Genomic DNA, 21,156 nt, shown 5'->3' with positions numbered 1-21,156 from the left:
ATGCATTTCGTACAGAGCCTAACGAATGCCTGGCACCCGTACCTCATCCTGCGCGCACTGCATCTTCACCCCGCGCCCGCACGAGGTGAACGCCAGGTCCTTGGACAGGCACACCCGCACCTCGGCCAACTGCGGCCCGCTGCACCGCACCACAATACCGTCCTCGGGCATGCCGGGATTGCTTTGACGGAACATCTGCACGATCTGCTGCGGCGCAAAGGACTGGGCGCCTTCGGACGGCTGCAACGCCGTGGGCACCTTCACCCTGCCCACGGCGTGGTCAGCGGTGTTCAGGTAATCGGTCGCGCTCAGGCCACTGCAGGTACCGTGCTTGGTCCATTCGTGGTTCACCAATTGCCGGCTGGGGTACAGGCTGGCGCCCTGGCTGCGTTCAGCCGCCGACAACGGCGTGATGGGCTGACAGTTCTGCGGCCAGCCGCCCTTGAGGTATTGCGGCCACAAGCCGTGCAGCACGAAGCCGTAGCCCTTGCCGCTGCACTGCTCGTTGTTGCCATGGGTGAGGCAGAACGTCGGCGACCACGACAGGCTCAGCAGGTAATAGTCGAACTGGCCTGCCACGGCGGGTGGCCGGTTGCCGGTTTGCCGGGCTTGCGCAGTACTGAAGGTGCATAGCAGCGCCAAGGCGATTGCCACGAGCTTGGTCACGGTGACTTCCTGTTTGGGTAGGGGGACACACTGTAGCAAAGTGCCCCCCTGCGACGTAGCACCGGCTTACTGCAGGGCTTTCTTGGTGGCCTGTAGCAGGCCATCTACGGTTTGCCATACATCGACAACGTCTTTGAACCGTACGACGAAGAACAGGACAGCAAGGTTGTAGTGCAGGGTGGACAACTCGGAAACTGTCGACTTCAGATAGGTTAACAGCGCAACCTGGAGGTCGTTCAACGCCGATGCGGAAGCATCTACCCCCCGATCAAGCATTATGCCCTGCAACATTCGGCCCACGTTTGACAAACAGAAATGACAGTAATAAACACCGCACATTTGAGACAGTCCTGCCTTATGCAAGCGATCAAGTGCCGGCGATACGGAAGTTCTGAATGAGCGACTGAAGCTCTCTGCCGCGTCGCTTACCTTCACCACCAACGCTTTATTAGCCATTACCTCAGCGAGCCTTTGCCCTATCATGGCCTGCAACGTCCCTACTGTTTCGACATCACGAGCACTGAGTGACCGATTTCGCAGCTCGCCCAGCTTTTCCTCCGTCAGATCGCCGATGGTGCAATCAAGTTGCTCCATGAGATCCATTTTTTCGACCAGCGCCACAATATCACGACCACTCGAAAGCCACTTCCCCGATTGTTGCAGCAGAACACCAACAAGGTCCGACAACGACTTCTCCAACGTCACCCATTGCTCACCGGAGCCGGCAAGCCTGGTGAAAAACCCATCTGATTTTATCAAGCTGAATAAGTCCTTATGATAAGGGCCGTCATTGCATACACCTTGATACCACCAGCCTATCGCTTGCACATTACGCGCATAATGTCTCAGCCCAGCCAAATCCTCCTTCCTGAGAAAAGCGACTTCAGTCCCCAGCGACATCTTGCCCCTGACCGACCACCTTGCGATAATGCGCAACATCTCTTTAGCTGCATCCATGCACGCCTCCCTACACGCCGCCAGAAACCACACCAACCTTTGACAAGCAGCGACCCACTACCCGTTTTCAAGGCCATTACAAATAGTGCCAACTTTTGATAGAGCACGATTATTCCAGCGCCTTCTTGGTGTTTTTCAACATGCTGTCTACCGTCTGCCAAACATCGACGACGCCTTTGAACTGCACAACGAAGAAAAGAACAGCGAGATTGTCGTGCATACCCGTCAACTCGCGGATTGTCGATTCCAGGTAGGTTGACAGCGCAACCTGCAGGTCATTCAAAGCCGCTGCGGACACGTCCACTCGCCGATAATTAAGCAGGGTATTAAGAGTCACCTGAATATCCCACAATCTGGCGTTACAGTAAGGCTGATTGCAAGGACCCGCCGTCGTGGTCTTGTATAAACGCTCTATGCATGGCAGGGCAGAAGTCCGGAACTCCTGGTTGAACTTTGCCGCCGCAACGTTCATGCCCGTGACTGACGTATTGTTAACCCTCGCGACTGCGACAATCTGTTCGAGTATTCCCTGCAACGACCCAACGGCCTGGGTATCACGGTGACTGAGGGTGCGACTTCGCAGCTCATTCATCTTGCTTTCTGTCAAATCGCCGATAGTACAATCAAGCTGCTCCATCAGGTCCATCTTTTCGACCAGATCCAAAATATCGCGCCCCCCCGAAAGGTAGACCGCAGATTGATACAGCATTGCGTCCACGGTATGGGACAGTAAACGCTCCAGGTGTTTCCAATCAGCACCCGACTTGACAAGTACGCCCAAAGAGTCAGGCATCTTGAGCACCGTCCTGAGGGCCTGATGATAGTGATTCGCGCTACAGATCATGTCATACCACACCGGAAACCTTGCCGTGTAATACGCATATTCTCGCAGCTTTACTACATCATACCTTTCAAGAAAACCAACTTCAGCACTCACCATCATCTTGCCCGTCGCAGCCCACGGCGAGATGACCTCTACAATCTTCTTGGCTGCATCCATGCGCACTCCCCTCCACTCACAGTTTGTCGTCACCCATCCATCACCGTTCAGCGTTACGCTGCCAGTCATTGATCGCGTTGTGAAACAGCACAGAAAATTCGAACGCCTGCTCTTCGATATCGGCCCAAGGGTTAAGCACCAGAGAAAACTCGATGACAAACTCAAACAACGACTTGGCATCATCAATCTTCTTCAAGCGCCCTGCCGAGACGTCAATAAACTCGTGCAGCAAAAGCCACATGTCTCGAAGATTACTGGCACCCTCTTCGGCATCCACCAGTCGAAAATCAATGTCGTGCAACCCCCCGGACAACCGGTCCACGGCCCCAATCAATGGTTGGGTAGCACGGATCTGAGTGTGTACTGCATCACGTTTACGAATCAGTTGATTCTTGTCCTTGCGTGCACGCTCCGCCCTTGCACCGTATATCCCGGCATTGACCAGACCAAACGGAAATATTGCCGCATACTTCAAGGCTTTTTTAACGAGCGCGTCATACTCGACTTTTTTACTGGCGATATCACGGTCCAACTCTTTCAGCTGCGCATCCAGCCCCTCAATGACTTTGTGCAGGTTATGCGTCCTGGCGAGCGCTATTTTCTGGTTCACGGCGGGTATCAGTACTTCGCTAATCTGCCGTGCAAAATCGGTAATTCCAAGCTTGACTCGCGCAACCTGCGCACACTGCGTTTCCACGTCGTGCTTGATCCACTCCAGAAAGGTAATCAAGCTACCCTTGAGCCTGAGGTCCTTCTCACTCAACGGTCGGCCAGAAAAGCCTGCAAGATCATCAAGCACAAGATCACCGACCTTTTTGTTTAACTGCTCGATGATGTCCATGGCGTTGACGACACTCAGCACCGCATCGCCATTGCGCCTGAACTTCCCTGCAAAAATGTGCAGCTGGGTGCTGGTTGATTTGATGTCGCTTTCCAGCGCCATCCAGGTGCCCGCGTGCTGTTTGATACGGCCGTAAACCGCGATGATATCGGTCAGCTCCAGGCCATTGATCCCGGTCTTGTTGACGCCGACCTCAACCTGCAACGCCGCCACAGTCGCAGGCAGCGCAAAAGCGCTTTTCTCATAGGTCTTGATTTTGAAAATATCGTCGCGCGTTACCACCAGTCCGCTGTCACGCCCCTGGGGTTCGCTGTTCATCATGATGCCCAGACGTTGAGCTGGAATGGCGGCCGCGCGGCCTGCCAACTGTCGATGAGTGTCTGCGAATCCTTGCATATTAATCTCCTACGGGCGGAGGCGCCCCGCAAGGAGGCGCCGCGCCACGTTAACGGATGCCCGAATAGGTCGACTCGGCGAAACCATGGCAAGCGCCCAGAATGCTGATCATGGAATCCATGTCGCGTGCCTTGCCAGCTGCCATCAACGTCAGGCTGAACTGCTGCAAGGGTTGCGCAATTTTCAGCAATTGATCCTTGAGCTCGTCCTTCTGGGTGTGCAGTTGCGAGGCCGTGTCAAGGCACGACTGCTGGCGGCTGAGTTCGGCCAGCGACGCCTTGAGTGCGTCTAGCTCAATCACGCCCTGTGCCTGTCGATTGCGCAGCCCGTCACGCTGTTCGGTCAGTTCGACGTACGCCATGCCTTCGGTGACTTTGCCCAGCAGCTTCTCCAACAGTTCCAAGCCGGCTTCGATGGCCGCCAGCTCCGGTGACGGCAAGCTCATCCCTTTCAAGTCTTCGGGTGAGGGCAGCTTGATGGTCGGCCACTTGGATTTTTCCAGGGATTTGATGGTTGCATCCAGGGTTTCGCGGTCCTTGCGCAGCAAGGCCAAGGCCGCGGTGTCCTCCTCCAGTTTTTTGCTGCTCAGGTTGGTTTTCATCAGCAGTTCGGGCGCAATCTCCGCAACGCGCATGGCGAGGTTGATGGCATCAAATGTGCTGCAAGCTTCACGTATGACCATCGCCGCATGGTCGATCTTTGCCCGGTGGTCTGCCGCCAGGGAATCAGCCATTTTCCAGACCAAGTCCATTGCCTTCTGACGCATCTCCTCAGGCAGCCCTGCGGCTTCGGTGGCTTTGAGCTTGGCCTGTACTGCCTCAAGGCCTGCCGCCCCATTGCTGGCGGTAACTGCCACCAACTGGCCGCGCACTTCTTGCTCAGCGTTGATTGCCCCCAGGTGCAAGCCCCGCACGCCTTGATCCAGGCGTGCATGGAAAGCCGCGTCCAGAACGCCCGCCACGCGGCGGATTTCCGTGAATCGTGTTTTGATCAGGTTTACATCAACTTCCGGTGTAGCATCGAAACCTTTAAGGAAATAGATATTCATGCGTGTGCTCCACTGTTCCAATCGTTGATAGCGCGAATAAACGTTGTATTCAGCTCGTAGGACGTCTGTTTGATATCGTTCCATGGCAGCAGGACCAACTGGAACTCCATCACGAATTCAAACAACGTTTTGGAATCGTCTATCAACCGCAGCTTGCCCAACGACTCAGTGACCCACGTGTGCAGCAGCAACCACATGTCCCGCAAATTGTTGGCGCCGACCTCGGCATCCTTCAGCGACATGTCCAGATTGTCCAGGTAGCCCGCCAGGCGTCCTACTGCCTCGATCAGCGGCGCCAAGACCTTGACCTCTGCCACCTTGGCATCACGCACGCCGATCATCTTGTTGCGCGCCTTCCGAACTTTTTCCGCCTGGGCACCGAATATACCGCCCAGTACCACCAGGCCCACGGGCCCCATGAAGTTGATCCCGTCGAGCGCCTTCTTGACCAGTTCGTTGTACTCTTGTTTCTTCTGGTCAATGTCTTTGGTCAACTCTGCTATTTCAGCATTCAACTCTTCAACCTTCTTACCGAGGTTGTGCTTCTGCGACAATGTGATTTTCTGACCTACTTCGGGGATTAACTTCTGCGTGATTTCGCTGGCAAACCCCGATGTTCGGTTTTTCACCAGGGTTACCGCCGCCAACTGTGCTTCAATACTGGCAGCCATCATTTCCAACAATCTGGCCAGGCCCAGATCCTTGACAAGCTTGTCATTGTCAGACAGCTCCTTGGGGGCCAGATCAGCGCCGTCCTCAATGACTGCCTCACGGATAGGCGTCGTTAACTGTTTGACAAAATCCATTTTTTCGATGACGTCGATCACCCGCTGGCCCGTCACCAGAAACTCCGAAGAAAAGGTATACAGGCTGGCACTGGTCAGTTTGACTTTTTCTTCCAGGTCCGCCCAGGACAAGCCGTGCCCGCGTAGTTTTTTATACGTGGCCAACAGGTCCGCTGGCTCCAGCCCGGCGATACCACTCTTACTGAAGCCCAACAGTTGGGTGACACTTTGCAGGTTGCTGGGCAGCGCTAAAGCAGTGCGCTCATAGCTTTTGATCTTGAAAATATCTTCGCGGGTCACCAACAAGCCGCTGTCGCGACCACCCTCTTCACTATTGGCTGTTATTTCAACATATTGACCGGGAAGTTCTGCCGCTCGTCGATTTAAATCCTGGGGCACAGATGAAGTCGCAAACATATTCACACCTCGTATGTTTTGTAGGTATCACCGTAGTGACACCCACAGCATAAAAGTGTGTTAGCTGTTGAATAACCGGGAACTTATACGTACGCCGCAATACTCCCGTGGCTGCCCGTTGAGAATGCCCGGTTAAAACAAGCCCATCTGCCCACCCACCAGCGTCGCGAAGTCATCATCCACGAACGGTAAAATACCGTCCGCCACCGGCTGCAACTGCCGGCTGATGTAATGGTCATAATCAATCGCCGCATCAATCGCCTCCAGCGGCTGCGGCCCCGCCAGGGTGATCACATAGCTGATCCAGCCCCCGCGCTGGTATTGCAACGGCCGCCCCTGCCGTGCGTTGAACTCGTCAGCCAGGCGCGCCGCCCGTACATGGGGCGGCACATTGCGCTCGTAATCATCCAGCGGCCGGCGCAAGCGCTTGCGGTAAACCAGTTGCTCGTCCAGCTCGCCCGCCAGGGTACGTTGCACCACCGTGCGCACGTAGTCCTGATAGGGCCGATGGTGGAAAATGCGCTCGTACAGTTCCCGCTGAAAGGCGCGGGCCAGGGGCGACCAGTCCGTGCGCACCACTTCCAGGCCTTTGTAGACCATCTCGTCGCAACCATCGGCGCGGCGCACCAGCCCGGCGTAGCGCTTCTTGCTGCCCTCCTCGGCCCCGCGAATGGTGGGCATCAGGAAGCGCGTGAAATGGGTTTCGAACTGCAGCTCCAGGGCGCTGTGCAAACCGTACTCGGCCTGCAGATGCTCACGCCACCAGGCGTTGACGTGGGCCACCAGGCGGCGGCCGATGTCGGCGGCTTCCTGCTGGCCATGGGCGCGCTTGAGCCACACGAAGGTAGAGTCGGTGTCACCGTAGATCACCTCGTAGCCTTGAGCCTCCACCAGTTGCCGGGTGCGCTGCATGATCTCATGGCCACGCAGGGTGATGGACGACGCCAGGCGCGGATCGAAGAAGCGGCAACCGCTGGAGCCCAGCACGCCGTAGAAGGCGTTCATGATGATTTTCAGCGCCTGGGACAGCGGCTGGTTGCCTTCGGCCTTGGCGGCTTCGCGGCCTTGCCAGACGGCCTGGACAATGGACGGCAGGCAATGGCGCTCGCGGGAAAAACGCGCGCCTAGAAAACCCGGCACCGAATGCACATCGTCCGGCTGGCGCAGGCCCTCGATCAAGCCGATGGGGTCGATCAGGAAGCTGCGGATAATCGAGGGGTACAGGCTCTTGTAGTCCAGCACCAGCACCGATTCATACAGCCCGGGCCGAGAATCCATCACGAAACCGCCAGGGCTGGCCTGGGGCGGCCGCTCCCCCAGATTGGGGGCCACGAAGCCCTGGCGGTGCATCAACGGCAGATAAAGGTGGGTGAACGCCGCCACCGAGCCGCCGCTCTGGTCGGCTGGCAGGCCGGTGACTGTGGCGCGTTCGAGCAAAAAGTCCATGATGCGCGTGTGCTCGAAGATACGCAGCACCAGTTCGCAGTCCTTGATGTTATAGCGGGCCAGGGAAGGCTTGTCCTCGGCGAACAAACGGTTGATTTCGTCCATGCGCTGGTAGGGCGTGGCGATGGACTTGCCCTCGCCCAGCAGGGTCTGGGCCACGTTCTCCAGGCTGAACGAGGGGAAGCTCCAGGTGGCCTGGCGCAGCGCCTCAATGCCGTCGATGATCAGCCGCCCGGCCGCACTGGCAAAATAGTGCCCGTTGCCGCTGCCGTGCTCGCGCCACAGCAACTCGCCGCCATTGCGGCCCAGGCGCAGTTGTACGCCGTAACGCCGCGCCTGTTCGTGCAGCACGCGCAGGTCGAACTGCACCACGTTCCAGCCGATGATGGCATCGGGGTCGTGGTCGGCCATCCACTGGTTCAGGCAGTGCAGCAGTTCCACCCGCGACTGGCAGTACTGCAGGTCAACATCCACGACGCCGGCGTCACCATTGGGCGGGCCCAGCATGTAGACCTGGCGCTGCCCGCAACCTTGCAGGCCGATGCAGTACAGGTCGCCATGTTCGGTGGTCTCGATGTCCAGCGACAGCAGCTTGAGCGCCGGTCGATAGCCCGGCGCCGGCTTGAGCTGGGCGTCCAGCAGCACGCCGTTGGCGTCCGCACGCCCGACGATGCTGGCCGGGGCATTGATGAAACGCTCCATCAAGTAGCGTTCTGGCGGGCGAATATCCGCCTCGTAGACGTCGGCACCGTTGCGGCGCAGGCTTTTTTCCAGGTCCAGCAGGTGGCGGTATTGCTGGCAGTACAGCCCGTTCACAGGCCGGTGGTGAAAGTCCTGCAACCCCAGAGGCCGCAACTCGGCACCCGGCTGCGCAGCCACCGCGGCCTGGGCGCGTTCGCTGTGCTCGGCAGGCACGAACGCCACCGAAGGCTGCAGCGGCAGGCGCACGTGGCGGGGACCTGCGTCGGTGGCCAGCCAGAACTCCACCTCCGTCCCCGCCGGCGTATCGCGCCAATGGCGGGTCAGGATAAAACCTTGCTGGACGTCCACTGCGCTGACCTCGTTGAACCGCGGGGCAAAAACGCCATTGTAACCGTTCAAGCCAGGGATTTGACGCGGCGCAGGGCATTGCTCAAGCTACACGGCTTTCCACTTGCAGTATGGATACCCGATCCCAGTGAAGACTTCAGCGATCAAATGGCCACGCCTGCTGCTGGCCGCCACCGGCGTGCTGGTGCTGCTGGCCGGCTGCGACTTCGGCAAGCCCAAGCCCCCACCGCCCACCACCTACACCAGCGTGGACTGGAGCGCCCTGCCCGCCGTCAGCGACAATGACCTGATGGCGGGCTTCGGCGCCTGGAAATCAGCCTGCCAGCGGCTGGCCAAAGACCCCACCTGGGGCGCCACCTGCGCCGCAGCCGCCCAGGTGCCGGCGCAACCGGCGGCGGTGCGCAGCTTTCTGCAGGCGCAACTGCAGGTGTTCAGCCTGCGCTCGGGCGACAACCAGGACCGCGGCCTGATCACCGGCTACTACGAACCGGTGTACCCCGGCAGCCTGACCCGTGACGATCAGCACACGGTGCCGGTGCTGGGCGTGCCGGACGACCTGATCATCGTCTCCCTGGACAGCGTCTACCCGGAACTGAAGGGCAAACGCCTGCGCGGGCGCCTGGACGGCCACATTCTGCGGCCCTACGACGACGCGCAAACCATCAACCAGAAAGGCGTCAACGCGCCGGTGCTGGCCTGGCTGAACAACCCCATGGACCTGCAGTTCCTGCAGATCCAGGGCTCGGGCCGCATCCGCCTGGACAGCGGCCGCCAGTTGCGCATCGGTTATGCCGACCAGAACGGCTACCCCTACAAACCGGTGGGCCGCTGGTTGGTGGAACAGGGCCTGCTGAAGAAAGAAGAAGTCAGCATGGGCAAAATCCGTGACTGGGCCGTGGCCAACCCCGAGCGCGTGCCGGAGCTGTTGGCCAGCAACCCCAGCTACGTGTTCTTCTCCACCCGCCCGGACAGCAACGAAGGCCCGCGCGGCTCGCTCAATGTACCGCTGACCGCCGGCTACAGCGTGGCCATCGACCGCAAGGTGATCCCGCTGGGCAGCCTGCTGTGGCTCAACACCACCAGCCCCGACGGCAACACCCTGACCCGCCCAGTGGCCGCCCAGGATACCGGCGGCGCCATTGCCGGCGAAGTGCGCGCCGACCTGTTCTGGGGCACGGGCGACAAGGCCGGGGACCTGGCGGGCAACATGAAGCAGCAAGGGCAGATCTGGCTGCTGTGGCCCAAGGGTGCGCAGCCGCCCAAGCTGAACTAAGCAGCCCCTTGGTCCCACAGGGCACTTGCCTGCCACTGTGAAAACCGGGCAGCGCAGCGTGCGGCAGCGGCTACACTCAGAGCACACCCTTTGACGTGATGGCCGCCGATGCTGGACAACCTGCAGCAGCGAATCATTCTCAAGGCTCGCCCCTCCGCCCAGCGCCTGGCCATCGGTTTCATGGCGCTGGTGCTGCTGTCCCTGCTGGGGCTGGACACTTGGCAGAGCTGGACCGCCCGCACCCAGGCGTTGCGAGTGGCGCAGACCGATACCTCCAACCTGGCCCGCTCCTTGGCCCAGCACGCCGAAAGCACGGTGCAGGAAGCCGACGTGGTGCTGGCCGACCTGACCGAGCGGGTGCGCGCCGACGGCACTGCCCCCGAACAGCTGGCGCGGCTGCACCGCTTGATGCAAGGGCGCACCCACGACCTGACGCAGTTGCACGGCCTGTTCATCTATGACAAGGATGGCCGCTGGCTGGTGTCTTCCAATGATGTCGACCCGCAGGGCGCCAATAACGGCGACCGCGAGTATTTTCAGTTCCACCGTTTCAACCGCGACCCCGCCGTGCACATCGGCCCGGTGATCCGCAGCCGCACCAACAACCAACTGGTGATCCCCGTCTCACGGCGCATCGACGGCCCCGACGGCGCCTTCGCCGGTGTCGCCCTGGCCACCCTGGACCTGGAATTCTTCAACCGTTTCTACCAATCCTTCGACCTGGACCGCCAAGGCGTCATCGTGCTGGCCTTGGGCAATGGCACCATCCTGGCGCGCCGGCCTTTCGAAGAACACATCATCGGCACTAGCCTGGCCCGCGGCCGTGTCTTCAGCGAGATGCTGCCCAACCACCCGGACGGCAGCGGCATGATGCCGTCGATGATCGATGGCGTGTCGCGGCTGTTCAGCTACAAGGCCCTGGGCAAATACCCGCTGGTGGTGGAAGCGGCGCAGTCCAAGGAAGCCATCTACGCCACCTGGTACGCCAACCTGATGCGCTCAGCCGCGTTCATCCTGGTGGTGGGCGCGGCGCTGTCGGTGTTCGGCGTGGCGCTGATCCGCCAGATCCGCCACGGCCAGCTCACCGAAGCCAAGCTGCGCAATGCCCATGCCGCGCTGGAGATCCTGGCCATGCAGGACGCCCTCACGGGCCTGGCCAACCGGCGGCAACTGGACGCCGCCCTGCCCCACGAAATCGGCCGCGCGCGGCGCAACGGCAAGGCGCTGGGGCTGATCATGATCGATGTCGACCACTTCAAGCGCTTCAATGACCTGTACGGCCACCCCGAGGGTGACCAGTGCCTGGCCAGCGTTGGCCGAGCGGTGCTCGACTGCGTGGGCCGCAGCAGTGACCTGGTGGTGCGCTATGGCGGCGAGGAGTTGCTGCTGGTGTTGCCCGAAAGCGATTGGCAAGGCACTTGGCTGGTGGCCGAGAAAGTCTTGCAGGCGGTGCGCAACCTGGGCATCCCCCATGCGGGCAATGACGGCGGCGTGGTCACGGTCAGCGCCGGCCTGCACGTGTGGGTGCCGGGCGCCGGCGACCCCCATCCCCAGGACCTTATCCAGGCGGCCGACCAGGCCCTGTATGCAGCCAAGAGCCAAGGCCGCAATCGACTGCACCCTTCCTTGCCGCAGCACCTGGCCCAGGCTGAAGAGACGGCATAAGGCTTATCCCACCGACTGCGGCACGCTCACAGGCTGCAGTTCGCCCAGTTCCATCAAGGTGAAATAGCCTTCGCTCCAGCCCGCCGTGTCTATGTGCCAGACATTGCCCAGCCGGCGGGGGCGGCGCAGCGGCGTGTGGCCGACGATCACCGCGCGCACATCGCGAATGCCACTGCCGTCGCCACGTTTGATCCGCGCCCGCGACCACTGGCAACCCTCATCGGTGTAGGTGTCGTCGGGCCAGCGGTGCTGGACGAAATCGCGCAATTGGCGCCAGGTGGGGAATGGGCAGTCCGCATGCACCAGGCCAATCAAGCCACGGCTGGTCTCCACCTCCAGCGCCACGGGCAACTGGCTGAAACGCTGGGCGTAAAGCTGCTGGGTTTCCTTGCTGGCGTCCAGGAACCAGGCACCGCCGCTGGCGCGGTACATGCGCTCATCGACGCTGATATTGGCGTGGTGCTGGATGGCCAAGGCCTCGTGGTTGCCCTGCACGGCAAAGAACCAGGGCCGGTCCAGCCACTCCAGGCAGGCTTCGCTCTGGGGGCCGCGGTCCACCAGGTCACCGACGCTGAACAGGCGGTCGGTGTGCGGATCGAAGCCGATCTGGTCGAGGCTGGCCTGCAAGCGGCCAAAATGGCCGTGAATATCGCCCACGGCAAAATCGCGCCCCCTGAGGTTGCGCGTGTAGTGGGCGAACTTGTTGGTCATGGCCTGCCTCCTTGTGCCGAACTGCACCACGATAGTCTGCCCGTGGCGCCGCGCGGTCAAGGATGGCGGCCGGATCGGGCTCAGAGCTTGGCGATGGACACTTCGGTGGATTTTACGAACGCGATCACTTCGCTGCCGATTTTCAGTTCCAGTTCATGGATGGAGCGGGTGGTGATGACCGACGTCACGATGCCCGAAGCGGTTTGCACGTCGATTTCCGACACTACCGGGCCTTCGATGATTTCCTTGATCACGCCCTTGAACTGATTGCGTACGTTGATGGCTTTGATAGTCATGGCACGGTTCCCTTGTGATGGTAGCGGGTAGTGAACGTTGCGGCCCTGTGCCGCGATGGATTTAATGTGCCTGAGTGGTTATAAAATCAAAAGGAATTGATTGTGCTTTTGATATCACCAAAAAGAATATAAGCACCTAGAATTGAATAATAACCCGGTAACTACATAAAATATATTCATAGAACAATCCGGCATTTCCCAACCTGCCTCCCCGCGCCTTAGCGTAGCGCCAGCATTTCACACCTGGCAGGGAGACACCGTTGAAAGCACACACAGCCACCTTGGCGCTGGAGGCCGATGTACTGATCATCGGCGGCGGCCTGGCCGGCACTTGGGCCGCCATTGGCGCGGCCCGCGAAGGCGCCCGCGTGATCCTGGTGGACAAGGGTTACTGCGGCACCAGTGGCGTCACGGCCACCGCCGGCCCTGGGCATTGGTGGGTACCGCCGCTGCCCCAGGCACGCGAGGCGGCCATCGACAAACGCTTGGCCACGGCCTTCGGCCTGGCCGACAGGCGCTGGATGGCGCGGGCCATCGACACCACCTGGACCAGCCTGCCGGGCCTGGCGGGCTATTACGATTTCCCTCGCGACGATGCCGGGGTTACTCAGTACCGCGGCTTGCGCGGCCCCGAGTACCTGCGCGCCCTGCGCAACCGGGTGCTGGACAGCGGTGTCACCGTCCTCGACCACCACCCGGCCCTGGAGTTGCTGCGCGACACCCACGGCCGCCTGGCCGGTGCCCGTGGCTGGCGCCGCCAGGCCGGTGGGCGCTGGCAGGTGCGCGCCGGCGCGGTGGTGCTGGCCACGGGCGGTTGCGCGTTCCTGTCGCGCCTGCTGGGGTGCCACACCAACACCGGCGACGGCTACCTGATGGCCGCCGAGGCCGGGGCCGAGCTGTCGGGCATGGAGTTTTCCAACTACTACTGCATTGCCGCCGCCGGCAGCACCATGACCCGCTCAATGGTGTACACCTTCGGTGATTATTACGACAGCACCGGCCGCGCGCTGGATATTCCCCAGGGCCCCGGCTTTACCGATGCACTGGCCAAGGCCCTGCTGCAAGGCCCGGTGTTTGGCGACCTCAGCGCGGTACCGGCGCACGTCCGGGCGCGCCTGCCGAGCATTCAGCCCAACCTGATGCTGCCGTTCGACCGGCGTGGCATCGACCCCTTCCGCCAGCGTTTCGAAGTGACCTTGCACGCCGAAGGCACCATTCGTGGCGTGGGGGGCTTGCGGGTGATCGATGACGACTGCCAGACCGGCGTGCCAGGCCTGTACGTGGCCGGCGATGCGGCCAGCCGCGAGCCGATCGCGGGGGCCACCTCCGGCGGCGGCGCGCAGAACTCGGCCTGGGCGCTGTCCACCGGGCAGTGGGCCGGGCGCGGCGCGGCGCGCAGGGCCTTGGACAATGGCGCACCCGGTGGGCCGCTGAACGGCTTTGGCGGTTTGGGCCTGGGCACCGGCCAAGGCACGCCGGGCGTGGAACTGATCGCGCAAATCCAGGCCGAAGTGCACCCGCTGGACAAGAACCTGTTCCGCCACGGCCAGCAATTGCAGCAGTCGCTGGACGCCCTGGACAACGTCTGGGACCGGCTGCAGCAAGGCCCCAGCCGCGACGACAACCCCTTGCGCGCCCGGGAAACCGTAGCCATGGCCGCCACGGCACGCTGGTGCTACCGCGCAGCCCTGGCCCGCCGCGAAAGCCGTGGCATGCACCAGCGCTGCGACCTCCCCGGCCAGAATCCCGCATTCGACGGCCACCTGCGCGTCGGCGGGCTGGACCAGCCGTGGACGCGCCTCGACCCCCTCACCGCTCTGGAGCCACAGGCCTGATGCTGGAAATCATCTTCACCGACCGTTGCAACCAGTGCGGCGACTGCGTCACCGTTTGCCCCACCAACGTCCTGGCGCTCACTGACCGCCAGCCGCGCATCGCCGACCCGTTCGCTTGCCAGACGTGTTTCATGTGCGAGCTGTACTGCAGCGAGGATGCGCTTTACGTGCACCCGGACCCAGAGCGCCTGCACCACCCCAACCCCGCGCAGATCGCCGCCAGCGGCCTGCTGGGCCAATACCGGCGTGATTCGGGATGGGATGAGTGGGCGCAGGATCCGGCGCATCAGAACGAGCATTGGCGGATGGACGCGGTGTTTACCCTGGCGCGCAGCCGTCAGCCAGCCTAACCCCGTAGCCGCTGCCGCCAGGCTGCGCTGGCCCTGCGCCCCACCGCAAATCTGCAGCGTACACACAGGCCAGCGCAGCCTTCGGCAGCGGCTACAGGCGATCCGTAGCCGCTGCCGCCAGGCTGCGCTGGCCCTGCGCCCCACCGCAAATCTGCAGCGTACACACAGGCCAGCGCAGCCTTCGGCAGCGGCTACAAGTGATCCGTAGCCGCTGCCGCCAGGCTGCGCTGGCCCTGCGCCCCACCGCAAATCTGCAGCGCACACACAGGCCAGCGCAGCCTTCGGCAGCGGCTACAGGCGATCCGTAGCCGCTGCCGCCAGGCTGCGCTGGCCCTGCGCCCCACCGCAAATCTGCAGCGTACATACAGGCCAGCGCAGCCTTCGGCAGCGGCTACAAGTGATCCGTAGCCGCTGCCGCCAGGCTGCGCTGGCCCTGCGCCCCACTGCAAATCTCCAGCGTACATACAGGCCAGCGCAGCCTTCGGCAGCGGCTACAAGTGATCCGTAGCCGCTGCCGCCAGGCTGCGCTGGCCCTGCGCCCCACCGCAAATCTGCAGCGTACATACAGGCCAGCGCAGCCTTCGGCAGCGGCTACAAGTGATCCGTAGCCGCTGCCGCGCAGGCTGCGCTGGCCCTGCGCCCCACTGCAAATCTCCAGCGTACATACAGGCCAGCGCAGCCTTCGGCAGCGGCTACAGGCCTAGGGACTGCAGAATCTGCGTACGCAGGTTGACCAGGTAAGGATCATCCCGCCGCCGCGGATACGCCCGGTCCACCACAATCTCGGACTTCACCCGCGCCGGCCGTTCGCTGAACACAATGATGCGGTTGGCCAGTAGCAGCGCCTCTTCCACATCGTGCGTCACCAGCAACGCCGTATACCCTTGCCGCTGCCACAACTCGATCAGCTCCTTTTGCATGGCAATGCGTGTCAACGAATCCAGCTTGCCCAACGGCTCATCCAGGATCAGCAACCGCGGCTCATTGACCAGCGCCCGCGCCAGCGCAACACGCTGGGCCATGCCGCCTGACAGCTGCCGCGGCCAGGCGCGGGCGAACTCGCTCAGGTGCACCTTGGCCAAGGCCGCATCCACCCTGCCCCGCTGGGTCTTGAGCACCCCCTGGGCCTCCAGCCCCACCGCCACGTTGTCCCACACCCGCCGCCAGGGATACAGGGTGGGGTCCTGGAACACCACGACACGGCTCGGGTCCGGCGCCGTGATGGCCTGGCCGTCGCCCTCAAGCGTGCCTCGATCGGCCGGCTCCAGCCCCGCCACCAGCCGCAGCAACGTCGACTTGCCACAGCCGGAGGGCCCCAGCAAGGCGACGAATTCGCCCGGTGCCACGTCCAGGCTGACGTTGTCCAATACCGGCAAAGGCTCGCCGTCCAGATGGAAGGCATGGCTGAGCCCTTCGATATGCAAGGCCAGGCCCGCGTCCTGGGGTTTGTGCAGGGCTACCATTTGACCGCTCCTTTCTGCCAGGCCAACAAGTGATCACGAACATAGAACAGCGCGCTGATCAGCCCCGAACAGGCCAGCGCCATCACCAGCAACGCCGCGTACATATTGGCGTACGCCGCCCAGCCCTGGGCCCATTGCAAATACCAGCCGATGCCGGATTTGACACCCATCATCTCGGCCACCACCAGGGTTGAGAATGACGCGCCCAGGCCCATGAACAGACCCACGAACACATGGGGCAAGGCCGCCGGGATCGCCACCTTGAAAATCAGGAAACCGGGCTTGGCACCCAAGGTGCGCGCCACATCGTAGTAGGCCTTGTCGACGCTGGCCACCCCCGACCAGGTCAACACCGTGACCGGGAACCAGGTGGCCAGGGCAATCAGGAACACACTGGCGCTCCAGCTGCTGGGGAACAGAAAGAAGCACAGCGGCAACAGCGCCGTCGACGGCACCGGCCCCAATATGCGCAGCACCGGGTGCAGCCAGTAACCGATGGCCCGCGACCAGCCGATGGACACCCCGGCGATGAAGCCGAACACCGCGCCCAGGCCCACGCCACTGCCCAGCAGGAAGGCCGAGTGCCAAAGGCTGTCCAGCAGCCGCGGCCAATCGGTGATGTAGACATTCAGCAAGGCCTGGGGCGGTGCGAAGAATGGCACCGGCAGCAGCGCCAGCTTGGCGGTCAACAGTTCCCAGGCTGTCAGTAGCAGCGCCAGGGCGATCAGCCACGGCGCCAGCTCTCGTACCCGGCGCGCCAGGGCCGGCGAGCGTGAGGCCAGCAGCGCCAACGCGCCAATGCTCACCGCCAGCGCCAACTCGACATTGGCCAGGCCCTCGGTCAACGGCCAATGGCGCGTGGCGTCGGGGTAAAAACGGGTGACCAGCGCCGCGAGCACCCAAGCGCCCACCGCCAACGCAGGCCGCACGCCGACACGCACGCGGGCCACCCGGCTCGGCTCACCAGCATGAGTCAGTTCAACTGAAGACATTGGCCGTGATCTCCTTGGAAAATTCGACGGCATTGGTGCTGGCATCGAACACCTCCACTGTCTTCAGGTCGTCCACGTAAGTGACGATCTCGGTAGCCAGCGCCGCACCTACCGCGTGGTGCCCGTGGGTGTGGTCGTGCAGGATGGCCTGCACCTCGGCCTCGCTGGTATTGAGCGCAAACTTCTGGAAGCCCTTGGCCACGGCCTCCGGGTGCTGCACGGCATAGTCGTGGGCTTCAAGGATGGCCTGGGTCAGGGCCGCGGCCACGCGCTTGTCTTCGCGCACCAGCTTGCCCGTCACCCCCACCACGCAGCAAGACAGGTTGGCGTATTCCTCCACCAGGTTGGTGGACAGCTCCCGCGCCTGGCCGCCCTTGATCAGCCGGTACATGAACGGGTCGCTGCCGCTGATGGCCTGCACTTCGCCCTTGTCCAGGGCGGTGCTCAACAGGTCGGCCGGGTACAGCTTCCACTCCACGTCGCGCACCGGGTCCACGCCGTGCTTCTTCAGCAGGATGGAGAAGAAGTTGCGGTCTGGCGCGGCCATGTCGGTCACGCCGATGGCCTTGCCCTTGAGGTCGGCCAGGTTGTTGATCGGGCCGTTGGTGGCGCTGAGCAGGCGCAGGCAGCCGCCATGGGTACCGGCGGTGAGCTTGACGTCAAAGCCCTGCTCCAAGGCCTTGAGCCAGCGCAGCGCCATGCCGATGCCGGCGTCGGCCTTGCCGGTGGCGATGGCCTCGAGCAGCACCTCGGTGGAGTTGCCGAAGTTGACGAACTCCACGTCCAGGTTGTGCTGGGTAAAAAAGCCTTCGCCATGGGCGATAACCACCGGGGCCAGGCACACGGCGTTGAGATTGATGGCCAGCTTGAGCTTGCGTGGCGCGTCGAGCTTGATGAAGTCGCCGGTGCCGCCGGGCTCCACGCTGCTCATGTTCATGTGGTCGTGCTCATCGGCCCAGACCTTTCGGGGTAGCGACAGCAACAGCGGGCTGGCCAGGGCAAAAGCGCCCAGGCCCAGCAGATGGCGGCGAGACAAGGTGTTCGATGACATGGAGATTCCCTGGGCAAGACGTGGGTGTTCGGGTCCGCACGCACGGTCGCCGAGGGTAATTGTTAGAACCATAACACTGGATTTTTAATAATTTAAATTCATTTAATGCATAACCTAATATGCAAAAAACACCAGCAAAGCGATTCCCGTAGCCGCTGCCGCCAGGCTGCGCTGGCCGGGGTGAACCCTGAAGTTCTCCAGTGGGGCACAGGGCCAGCGCAGCCTCGCGGCAGCGGCTACGGGATCGCGGTATTAATAGGTGTTAAGCGGTGTTAGCGAGGAGGATTACCAGCTATACCCCACCTTCGCGTAGTAGAACGCCCCGCTGTAGCCATACGGCGAATAGGTGCTGTACGCCAGGTTGCCGCCGCTCGACGAATAGGCAATCAGCTTGTCCGGGTACTGATCGGTAACGTTGTCGCCCCCCAGGGTGAACAGCCAGTGCTTGTAGCGATAGTCCACCGCCAGGTCCAACACCCAGGCGGCCTGGAAGTGCTGGTCATTGACCGCATCAGCTTGGTAGCTGGTGTACTCGCCATAGCGCACCAAGGTGCTGTGCAGCGCCCAGTTGCCGTAGTTGAAGTCGTTGCCCAGGGTCAGTTTGTGCTCGGGGGGTGGTGTCACCCAGCAGGCCGTCCTTCTCGCGGCGGTCCACGCGCTGCAGGTTGACGCCCAGGGCGTCGAGCACCGCCGGGTTGGCTTTCACGTCGGTGACTTTGGTGTGGTTGTAGTTGTAGCCCACGGTGCTGTTCCAGCGCACGCCATTGTCGAACTGGTAGCGGTAGTTGGCCACCAGGTCGATGCCCGTGGTGCTGGTGTCCACCGCGTTGGTGAAGTAGCGGGCACTGGTGTAGTCGATATCGCCCACGCCATTGGCCTGCAGATAGGCCCTGGCGGCGTCGTTGAGCACCAGGTTGGAGGACAGGGTGATGCGGTCGTCGATGTCGATGCGGTACACATCGGCGGTCAGCGTCAGGCTGTCGGTGGGCTGCAGCACCAGGCCCAGGCTGTAGTTGCGCGACTTCTCGGGCTTGAGGTCCTCGGCGCCCAGCAGCTTGGCCACCTGGCTGCTGGCCGGGAAGGTGCCGGCCTCCTGCACGGTGTCGCCGATCAGTTGCGAGGAGGTGTAGGTGAAGTTCTGCTGGGCCAGGGACGGCGCGCGGAACCCGGTGGAAATACTGCCGCGCAGCGCCACCTGCGGGGTGAAGGCGTAGCGCGCCGACAACGAGCCAGTGGTGTTGGCGCCGAAGTCGCTGTAGTCCTCATGCCGCACCGCCGCCGAGCCGCTGAGCTTGTCGGTGAAGTCGGTCTCCAGGTCCAGGTACTCGGCGACGTTGTGGCGGTTGTAGCTGCCGGCGTCGGCAGCGCGGAAACCGCCCAGCCCGGAACTGCCGGTGCCGAAGTACGAGTCCGGGTCGCCGGCCTTGATCTGGTAGTCCTGGTCCAGGTATTCGGTACCCACTGCCAGCGACACCGGGTTGGGCAGCCAGCCCAGGCGGAACTCGCGGGACAGGTCCAGGCTCAGCTGTTTCTGGCTGTTCTCCAGGGTGCCGTTGTAGAAGTGCGTGGGTGTGGCCAGGCCCAGCGAGGTGTTGATGGTGCGGGTGTTGATCTCGTAGCTGTTCTTGCCGTAGTTGGCCGACAGATCGTAATGCCAGTCGTCCAGCCACTGCCCGCGCACGCCCACCACTAGCGAGGTGTCCTCCAGGGTGCCTTCGATCAGCGGCAGGTAGCCGTTGGGGTACAACGCCGGGATATTGTTGCTGGCGTTGCTGGCCCGATAGAACGCCGCCGTTTCGCCCGTGCGGTGGCTATAGCCGCCGAAACTGTAGAGTTGGGCATTGTCATTGAGGTCGAATTCGCTGTTGAAGAAGACCTTGCCATCCTTGGTGGCCGGCTCGCCTTGGCGGAACACGTGCTGGCCGTAGGTGGTGGAGCCGATGCTGGCGGTACGGTAGTCATCACCGGCGCGGTCGGTGTAGTCGTTGTTGGCGCCTTCCCCGGAAATATTGAAAAAACCACGGTCGCCCAAGGCGAAACCGGCGTTGCCGTCCAGCTCGCGCTGGATGCCGTCGCCCTTCTTGTAGCCGCCGTACTTGGCCGACAGCGAACCGCCGTGGTTGGCGTCCTTGAGGATGATGTTGATTACGCCTGCGATGGCGTCCGAGCCATAACGCGCCGAGGCACCGTCGCGCAGCACTTCGATATGGTCGATGGCCGACAGCGGGATGGCGTTCAGGTCGGCGGGCGAAGAGCCGCGCCCCACCGCCCCGCCCAGGTTGACGAAGGCGCCGGTGTGGCGGCGCTTGCCGTTGACCAGCACCAGCACCTGGTCGGGAGACAGGCCGCGCATCTGCGCCGGGCGCGCCAGTTCGGCGCCGTCCACCAGGCTGGGGCGCGGGAAGTTGATGGACGGGATCAGCCGGGCCAGCACCGTGCCCAGCTCGTCCGAGCCGCTGTTGCGCAGGCTCTCGCCGGAAATGACATCAATGGGCGACAGCGACTGGCTGGCGGTGCGCTCCTGGGCGCGGGTGCCGGTGACGATCACCGTGTCCAGCTTGGCACCGTCCTCGGGCGTGGCGTCGGCGAAGGCCTCGACGCTGCAGAACAGGCCGGCCGACAGCAGCGCTGCCGCCAGCGGGTGACGTTGGAATCCTTGCATGTACCGCTCCTGGAATCTCTCGTGGCGAGCGATCCGTATGGCGAACGGTGGCGATCATCCTTGTGTCGTGTTTGTAGAATTCGGTGGCCCGATGACATATATCCTATTGCCATTTAAATAATTTTTTAAAGACCGAAAAAGAATATATGAAGTTCTAAGCCGTATCCGCTGCCGATCCGTCGCATCGTCTGCATCGCGGCCAAGGCCGGCTCCTACCCCGGATGGCGTAGGCGCCGGCCTTGGCCGCGATGC

16 protein-coding genes and 1 pseudogene are annotated in these 21,156 nt (G+C 62.3%); 4 read left to right on the top strand and 13 right to left on the bottom strand.

From position 1 onward, the window contains the following. Positions 1-18: 18 nt before the first annotated feature. The 7 genes from ACZ9GA_RS10770 to ACZ9GA_RS10740 form a co-directional block, all read right to left on the bottom strand. Positions 19-666 (bottom strand): ribonuclease T2 family protein, encoded by a 648-nt coding sequence (locus ACZ9GA_RS10770; protein ID WP_457362688.1) that lies wholly within the window; start codon positions 664-666, stop codon positions 19-21. 66 nt (positions 667-732) lie between these two features. Next, positions 733-1,623, bottom strand: coding sequence for a hypothetical protein (locus ACZ9GA_RS10765; protein ID WP_457362689.1), 891 nt, complete (start codon positions 1,621-1,623; stop codon positions 733-735). A 109-nt stretch (positions 1,624-1,732) separates the two neighbouring features. Further along, complete coding sequence (locus ACZ9GA_RS10760) at positions 1,733-2,623, bottom strand: hypothetical protein (RefSeq protein ID WP_457362690.1); 891 nt, start codon at positions 2,621-2,623, stop codon at positions 1,733-1,735. 40 nt (positions 2,624-2,663) lie between these two features. Beyond that, entirely contained in the window at positions 2,664-3,860 is a 1,197-nt protein-coding gene (locus ACZ9GA_RS10755) for an alpha-xenorhabdolysin family binary toxin subunit A (RefSeq protein WP_457362691.1), read from the bottom strand. Positions 3,861-3,909: 49 nt separating this feature from the next. Continuing rightward, positions 3,910-4,992, bottom strand: a complete 1,083-nt coding sequence (locus tag ACZ9GA_RS10750) for an alpha-xenorhabdolysin family binary toxin subunit B (RefSeq protein ID WP_457362692.1) — start codon at positions 4,990-4,992, stop codon at positions 3,910-3,912. Beyond that, complete coding sequence (locus ACZ9GA_RS10745) at positions 4,905-6,110, bottom strand: alpha-xenorhabdolysin family binary toxin subunit A (RefSeq protein WP_457362693.1); 1,206 nt, start codon at positions 6,108-6,110, stop codon at positions 4,905-4,907. The genes ACZ9GA_RS10750 and ACZ9GA_RS10745 overlap by 88 nt, the downstream gene beginning before the upstream one ends. Before the next feature lie 132 nt (positions 6,111-6,242). Further along, positions 6,243-8,606: a DNA polymerase II gene (locus ACZ9GA_RS10740; protein ID WP_457362694.1), complete on the bottom strand. Its 2,364-nt coding sequence runs from the start codon at positions 8,604-8,606 to the stop codon at positions 6,243-6,245. Positions 8,607-8,733: 127 nt separating this feature from the next. Here ACZ9GA_RS10740 and mltA point away from each other — a divergent pair, with 127 nt between their 5' ends. Beyond that, positions 8,734-9,879 carry a murein transglycosylase A gene (gene mltA, locus ACZ9GA_RS10735; RefSeq protein WP_457362695.1) on the top strand — a complete coding sequence of 382 codons (1,146 nt, stop codon included), beginning with the start codon at positions 8,734-8,736 and terminating at the stop codon, positions 9,877-9,879. Positions 9,880-9,987: 108 nt separating this feature from the next. After that, complete coding sequence (locus ACZ9GA_RS10730; RefSeq protein WP_457362696.1) at positions 9,988-11,544, top strand: GGDEF domain-containing protein; 1,557 nt, start codon at positions 9,988-9,990, stop codon at positions 11,542-11,544. A gap of 3 nt (positions 11,545-11,547) precedes the next feature. Here the strand turns inward: ACZ9GA_RS10730 and ACZ9GA_RS10725 are convergent, their stop codons facing one another. After that, complete coding sequence (locus ACZ9GA_RS10725; protein ID WP_457362697.1) at positions 11,548-12,255, bottom strand: metallophosphoesterase; 708 nt, start codon at positions 12,253-12,255, stop codon at positions 11,548-11,550. Between the two features lie 80 nt (positions 12,256-12,335). Further along, positions 12,336-12,551 carry a TOBE domain-containing protein gene (locus ACZ9GA_RS10720; protein ID WP_027978073.1) on the bottom strand — a complete coding sequence of 72 codons (216 nt, stop codon included), beginning with the start codon at positions 12,549-12,551 and terminating at the stop codon, positions 12,336-12,338. Between the two features lie 260 nt (positions 12,552-12,811). On the opposite strand from ACZ9GA_RS10720, the gene ACZ9GA_RS10715 reads away from it, so the two are divergent. Both ACZ9GA_RS10715 and ACZ9GA_RS10710 read left to right on the top strand, forming a co-directional pair. After that, positions 12,812-14,386 carry an FAD-dependent oxidoreductase gene (locus ACZ9GA_RS10715; RefSeq protein ID WP_457362698.1) on the top strand — a complete coding sequence of 525 codons (1,575 nt, stop codon included), beginning with the start codon at positions 12,812-12,814 and terminating at the stop codon, positions 14,384-14,386. Then, on the top strand, positions 14,386-14,736 hold the full coding sequence (locus tag ACZ9GA_RS10710) for a 4Fe-4S dicluster domain-containing protein (RefSeq protein ID WP_457362699.1): 351 nt from the start codon (positions 14,386-14,388) through the stop codon (positions 14,734-14,736). The genes ACZ9GA_RS10715 and ACZ9GA_RS10710 overlap by 1 nt, the downstream gene beginning before the upstream one ends. Before the next feature lie 692 nt (positions 14,737-15,428). On the opposite strand, the gene ACZ9GA_RS10705 is transcribed toward ACZ9GA_RS10710, so the two are convergent. The 4 genes and pseudogenes from ACZ9GA_RS10705 to ACZ9GA_RS10690 form a co-directional block, all read right to left on the bottom strand. Further along, entirely contained in the window at positions 15,429-16,199 is a 771-nt protein-coding gene (locus tag ACZ9GA_RS10705; RefSeq protein ID WP_008373463.1) for an ABC transporter ATP-binding protein, read from the bottom strand. Then, the gene (locus ACZ9GA_RS10700; RefSeq protein ID WP_457362700.1) at positions 16,193-17,191 is read right to left on the bottom strand and encodes an ABC transporter permease; all 999 of its coding nucleotides are present in this window, start codon (positions 17,189-17,191) and stop codon (positions 16,193-16,195) included. Before ACZ9GA_RS10700 ends, ACZ9GA_RS10705 begins: the two co-directional genes overlap by 7 nt. Then, positions 17,178-18,242, bottom strand: a complete 1,065-nt coding sequence (locus tag ACZ9GA_RS10695) for an ABC transporter substrate-binding protein (protein ID WP_457362701.1) — start codon at positions 18,240-18,242, stop codon at positions 17,178-17,180. The genes ACZ9GA_RS10700 and ACZ9GA_RS10695 overlap by 14 nt, the downstream gene beginning before the upstream one ends. Positions 18,243-18,527: 285 nt before the next feature. Then, a pseudogene (locus tag ACZ9GA_RS10690) lies at positions 18,528-20,904 on the bottom strand (TonB-dependent receptor plug domain-containing protein). Between the last annotated feature and the right edge of the window lie 252 nt (positions 20,905-21,156).

Source organism: Pseudomonas sp. TE3644 (assembly GCF_056278815.1).
The sequence above is the reverse complement of the archived record's forward strand: the minus strand, read 5'-3'. Positions and strand labels throughout refer to the sequence as shown.

What these genes read in the sequence shown, in the direction of transcription:
- ACZ9GA_RS10765 (WP_457362689.1), bottom strand. Translation starts at nt 1,623, where the DNA reads ATGGATGCAGCTAAAGAGATGTTGCGCATTATCGCAAGGTGGTCGGTC.
- ACZ9GA_RS10760 (WP_457362690.1), bottom strand. Translation starts at nt 2,623, where the DNA reads ATGGATGCAGCCAAGAAGATTGTAGAGGTCATCTCGCCGTGGGCTGCG.
- ACZ9GA_RS10755 (WP_457362691.1), bottom strand. Translation starts at nt 3,860, where the DNA reads ATGCAAGGATTCGCAGACACTCATCGACAGTTGGCAGGCCGCGCGGCC.
- ACZ9GA_RS10750 (WP_457362692.1), bottom strand. Translation starts at nt 4,992, where the DNA reads ATGGAACGATATCAAACAGACGTCCTACGAGCTGAATACAACGTTTAT.
- ACZ9GA_RS10745 (WP_457362693.1), bottom strand. Translation starts at nt 6,110, where the DNA reads ATGTTTGCGACTTCATCTGTGCCCCAGGATTTAAATCGACGAGCGGCA.
- ACZ9GA_RS10730 (WP_457362696.1), top strand. Translation starts at nt 9,988, where the DNA reads ATGCTGGACAACCTGCAGCAGCGAATCATTCTCAAGGCTCGCCCCTCC.
- ACZ9GA_RS10725 (WP_457362697.1), bottom strand. Translation starts at nt 12,255, where the DNA reads ATGACCAACAAGTTCGCCCACTACACGCGCAACCTCAGGGGGCGCGAT.
- ACZ9GA_RS10720 (WP_027978073.1), bottom strand. Translation starts at nt 12,551, where the DNA reads ATGACTATCAAAGCCATCAACGTACGCAATCAGTTCAAGGGCGTGATC.
- ACZ9GA_RS10710 (WP_457362699.1), top strand. Translation starts at nt 14,386, where the DNA reads ATGCTGGAAATCATCTTCACCGACCGTTGCAACCAGTGCGGCGACTGC.
- ACZ9GA_RS10705 (WP_008373463.1), bottom strand. Translation starts at nt 16,199, where the DNA reads ATGGTAGCCCTGCACAAACCCCAGGACGCGGGCCTGGCCTTGCATATC.
- ACZ9GA_RS10700 (WP_457362700.1), bottom strand. Translation starts at nt 17,191, where the DNA reads ATGTCTTCAGTTGAACTGACTCATGCTGGTGAGCCGAGCCGGGTGGCC.
- ACZ9GA_RS10695 (WP_457362701.1), bottom strand. Translation starts at nt 18,242, where the DNA reads ATGTCATCGAACACCTTGTCTCGCCGCCATCTGCTGGGCCTGGGCGCT.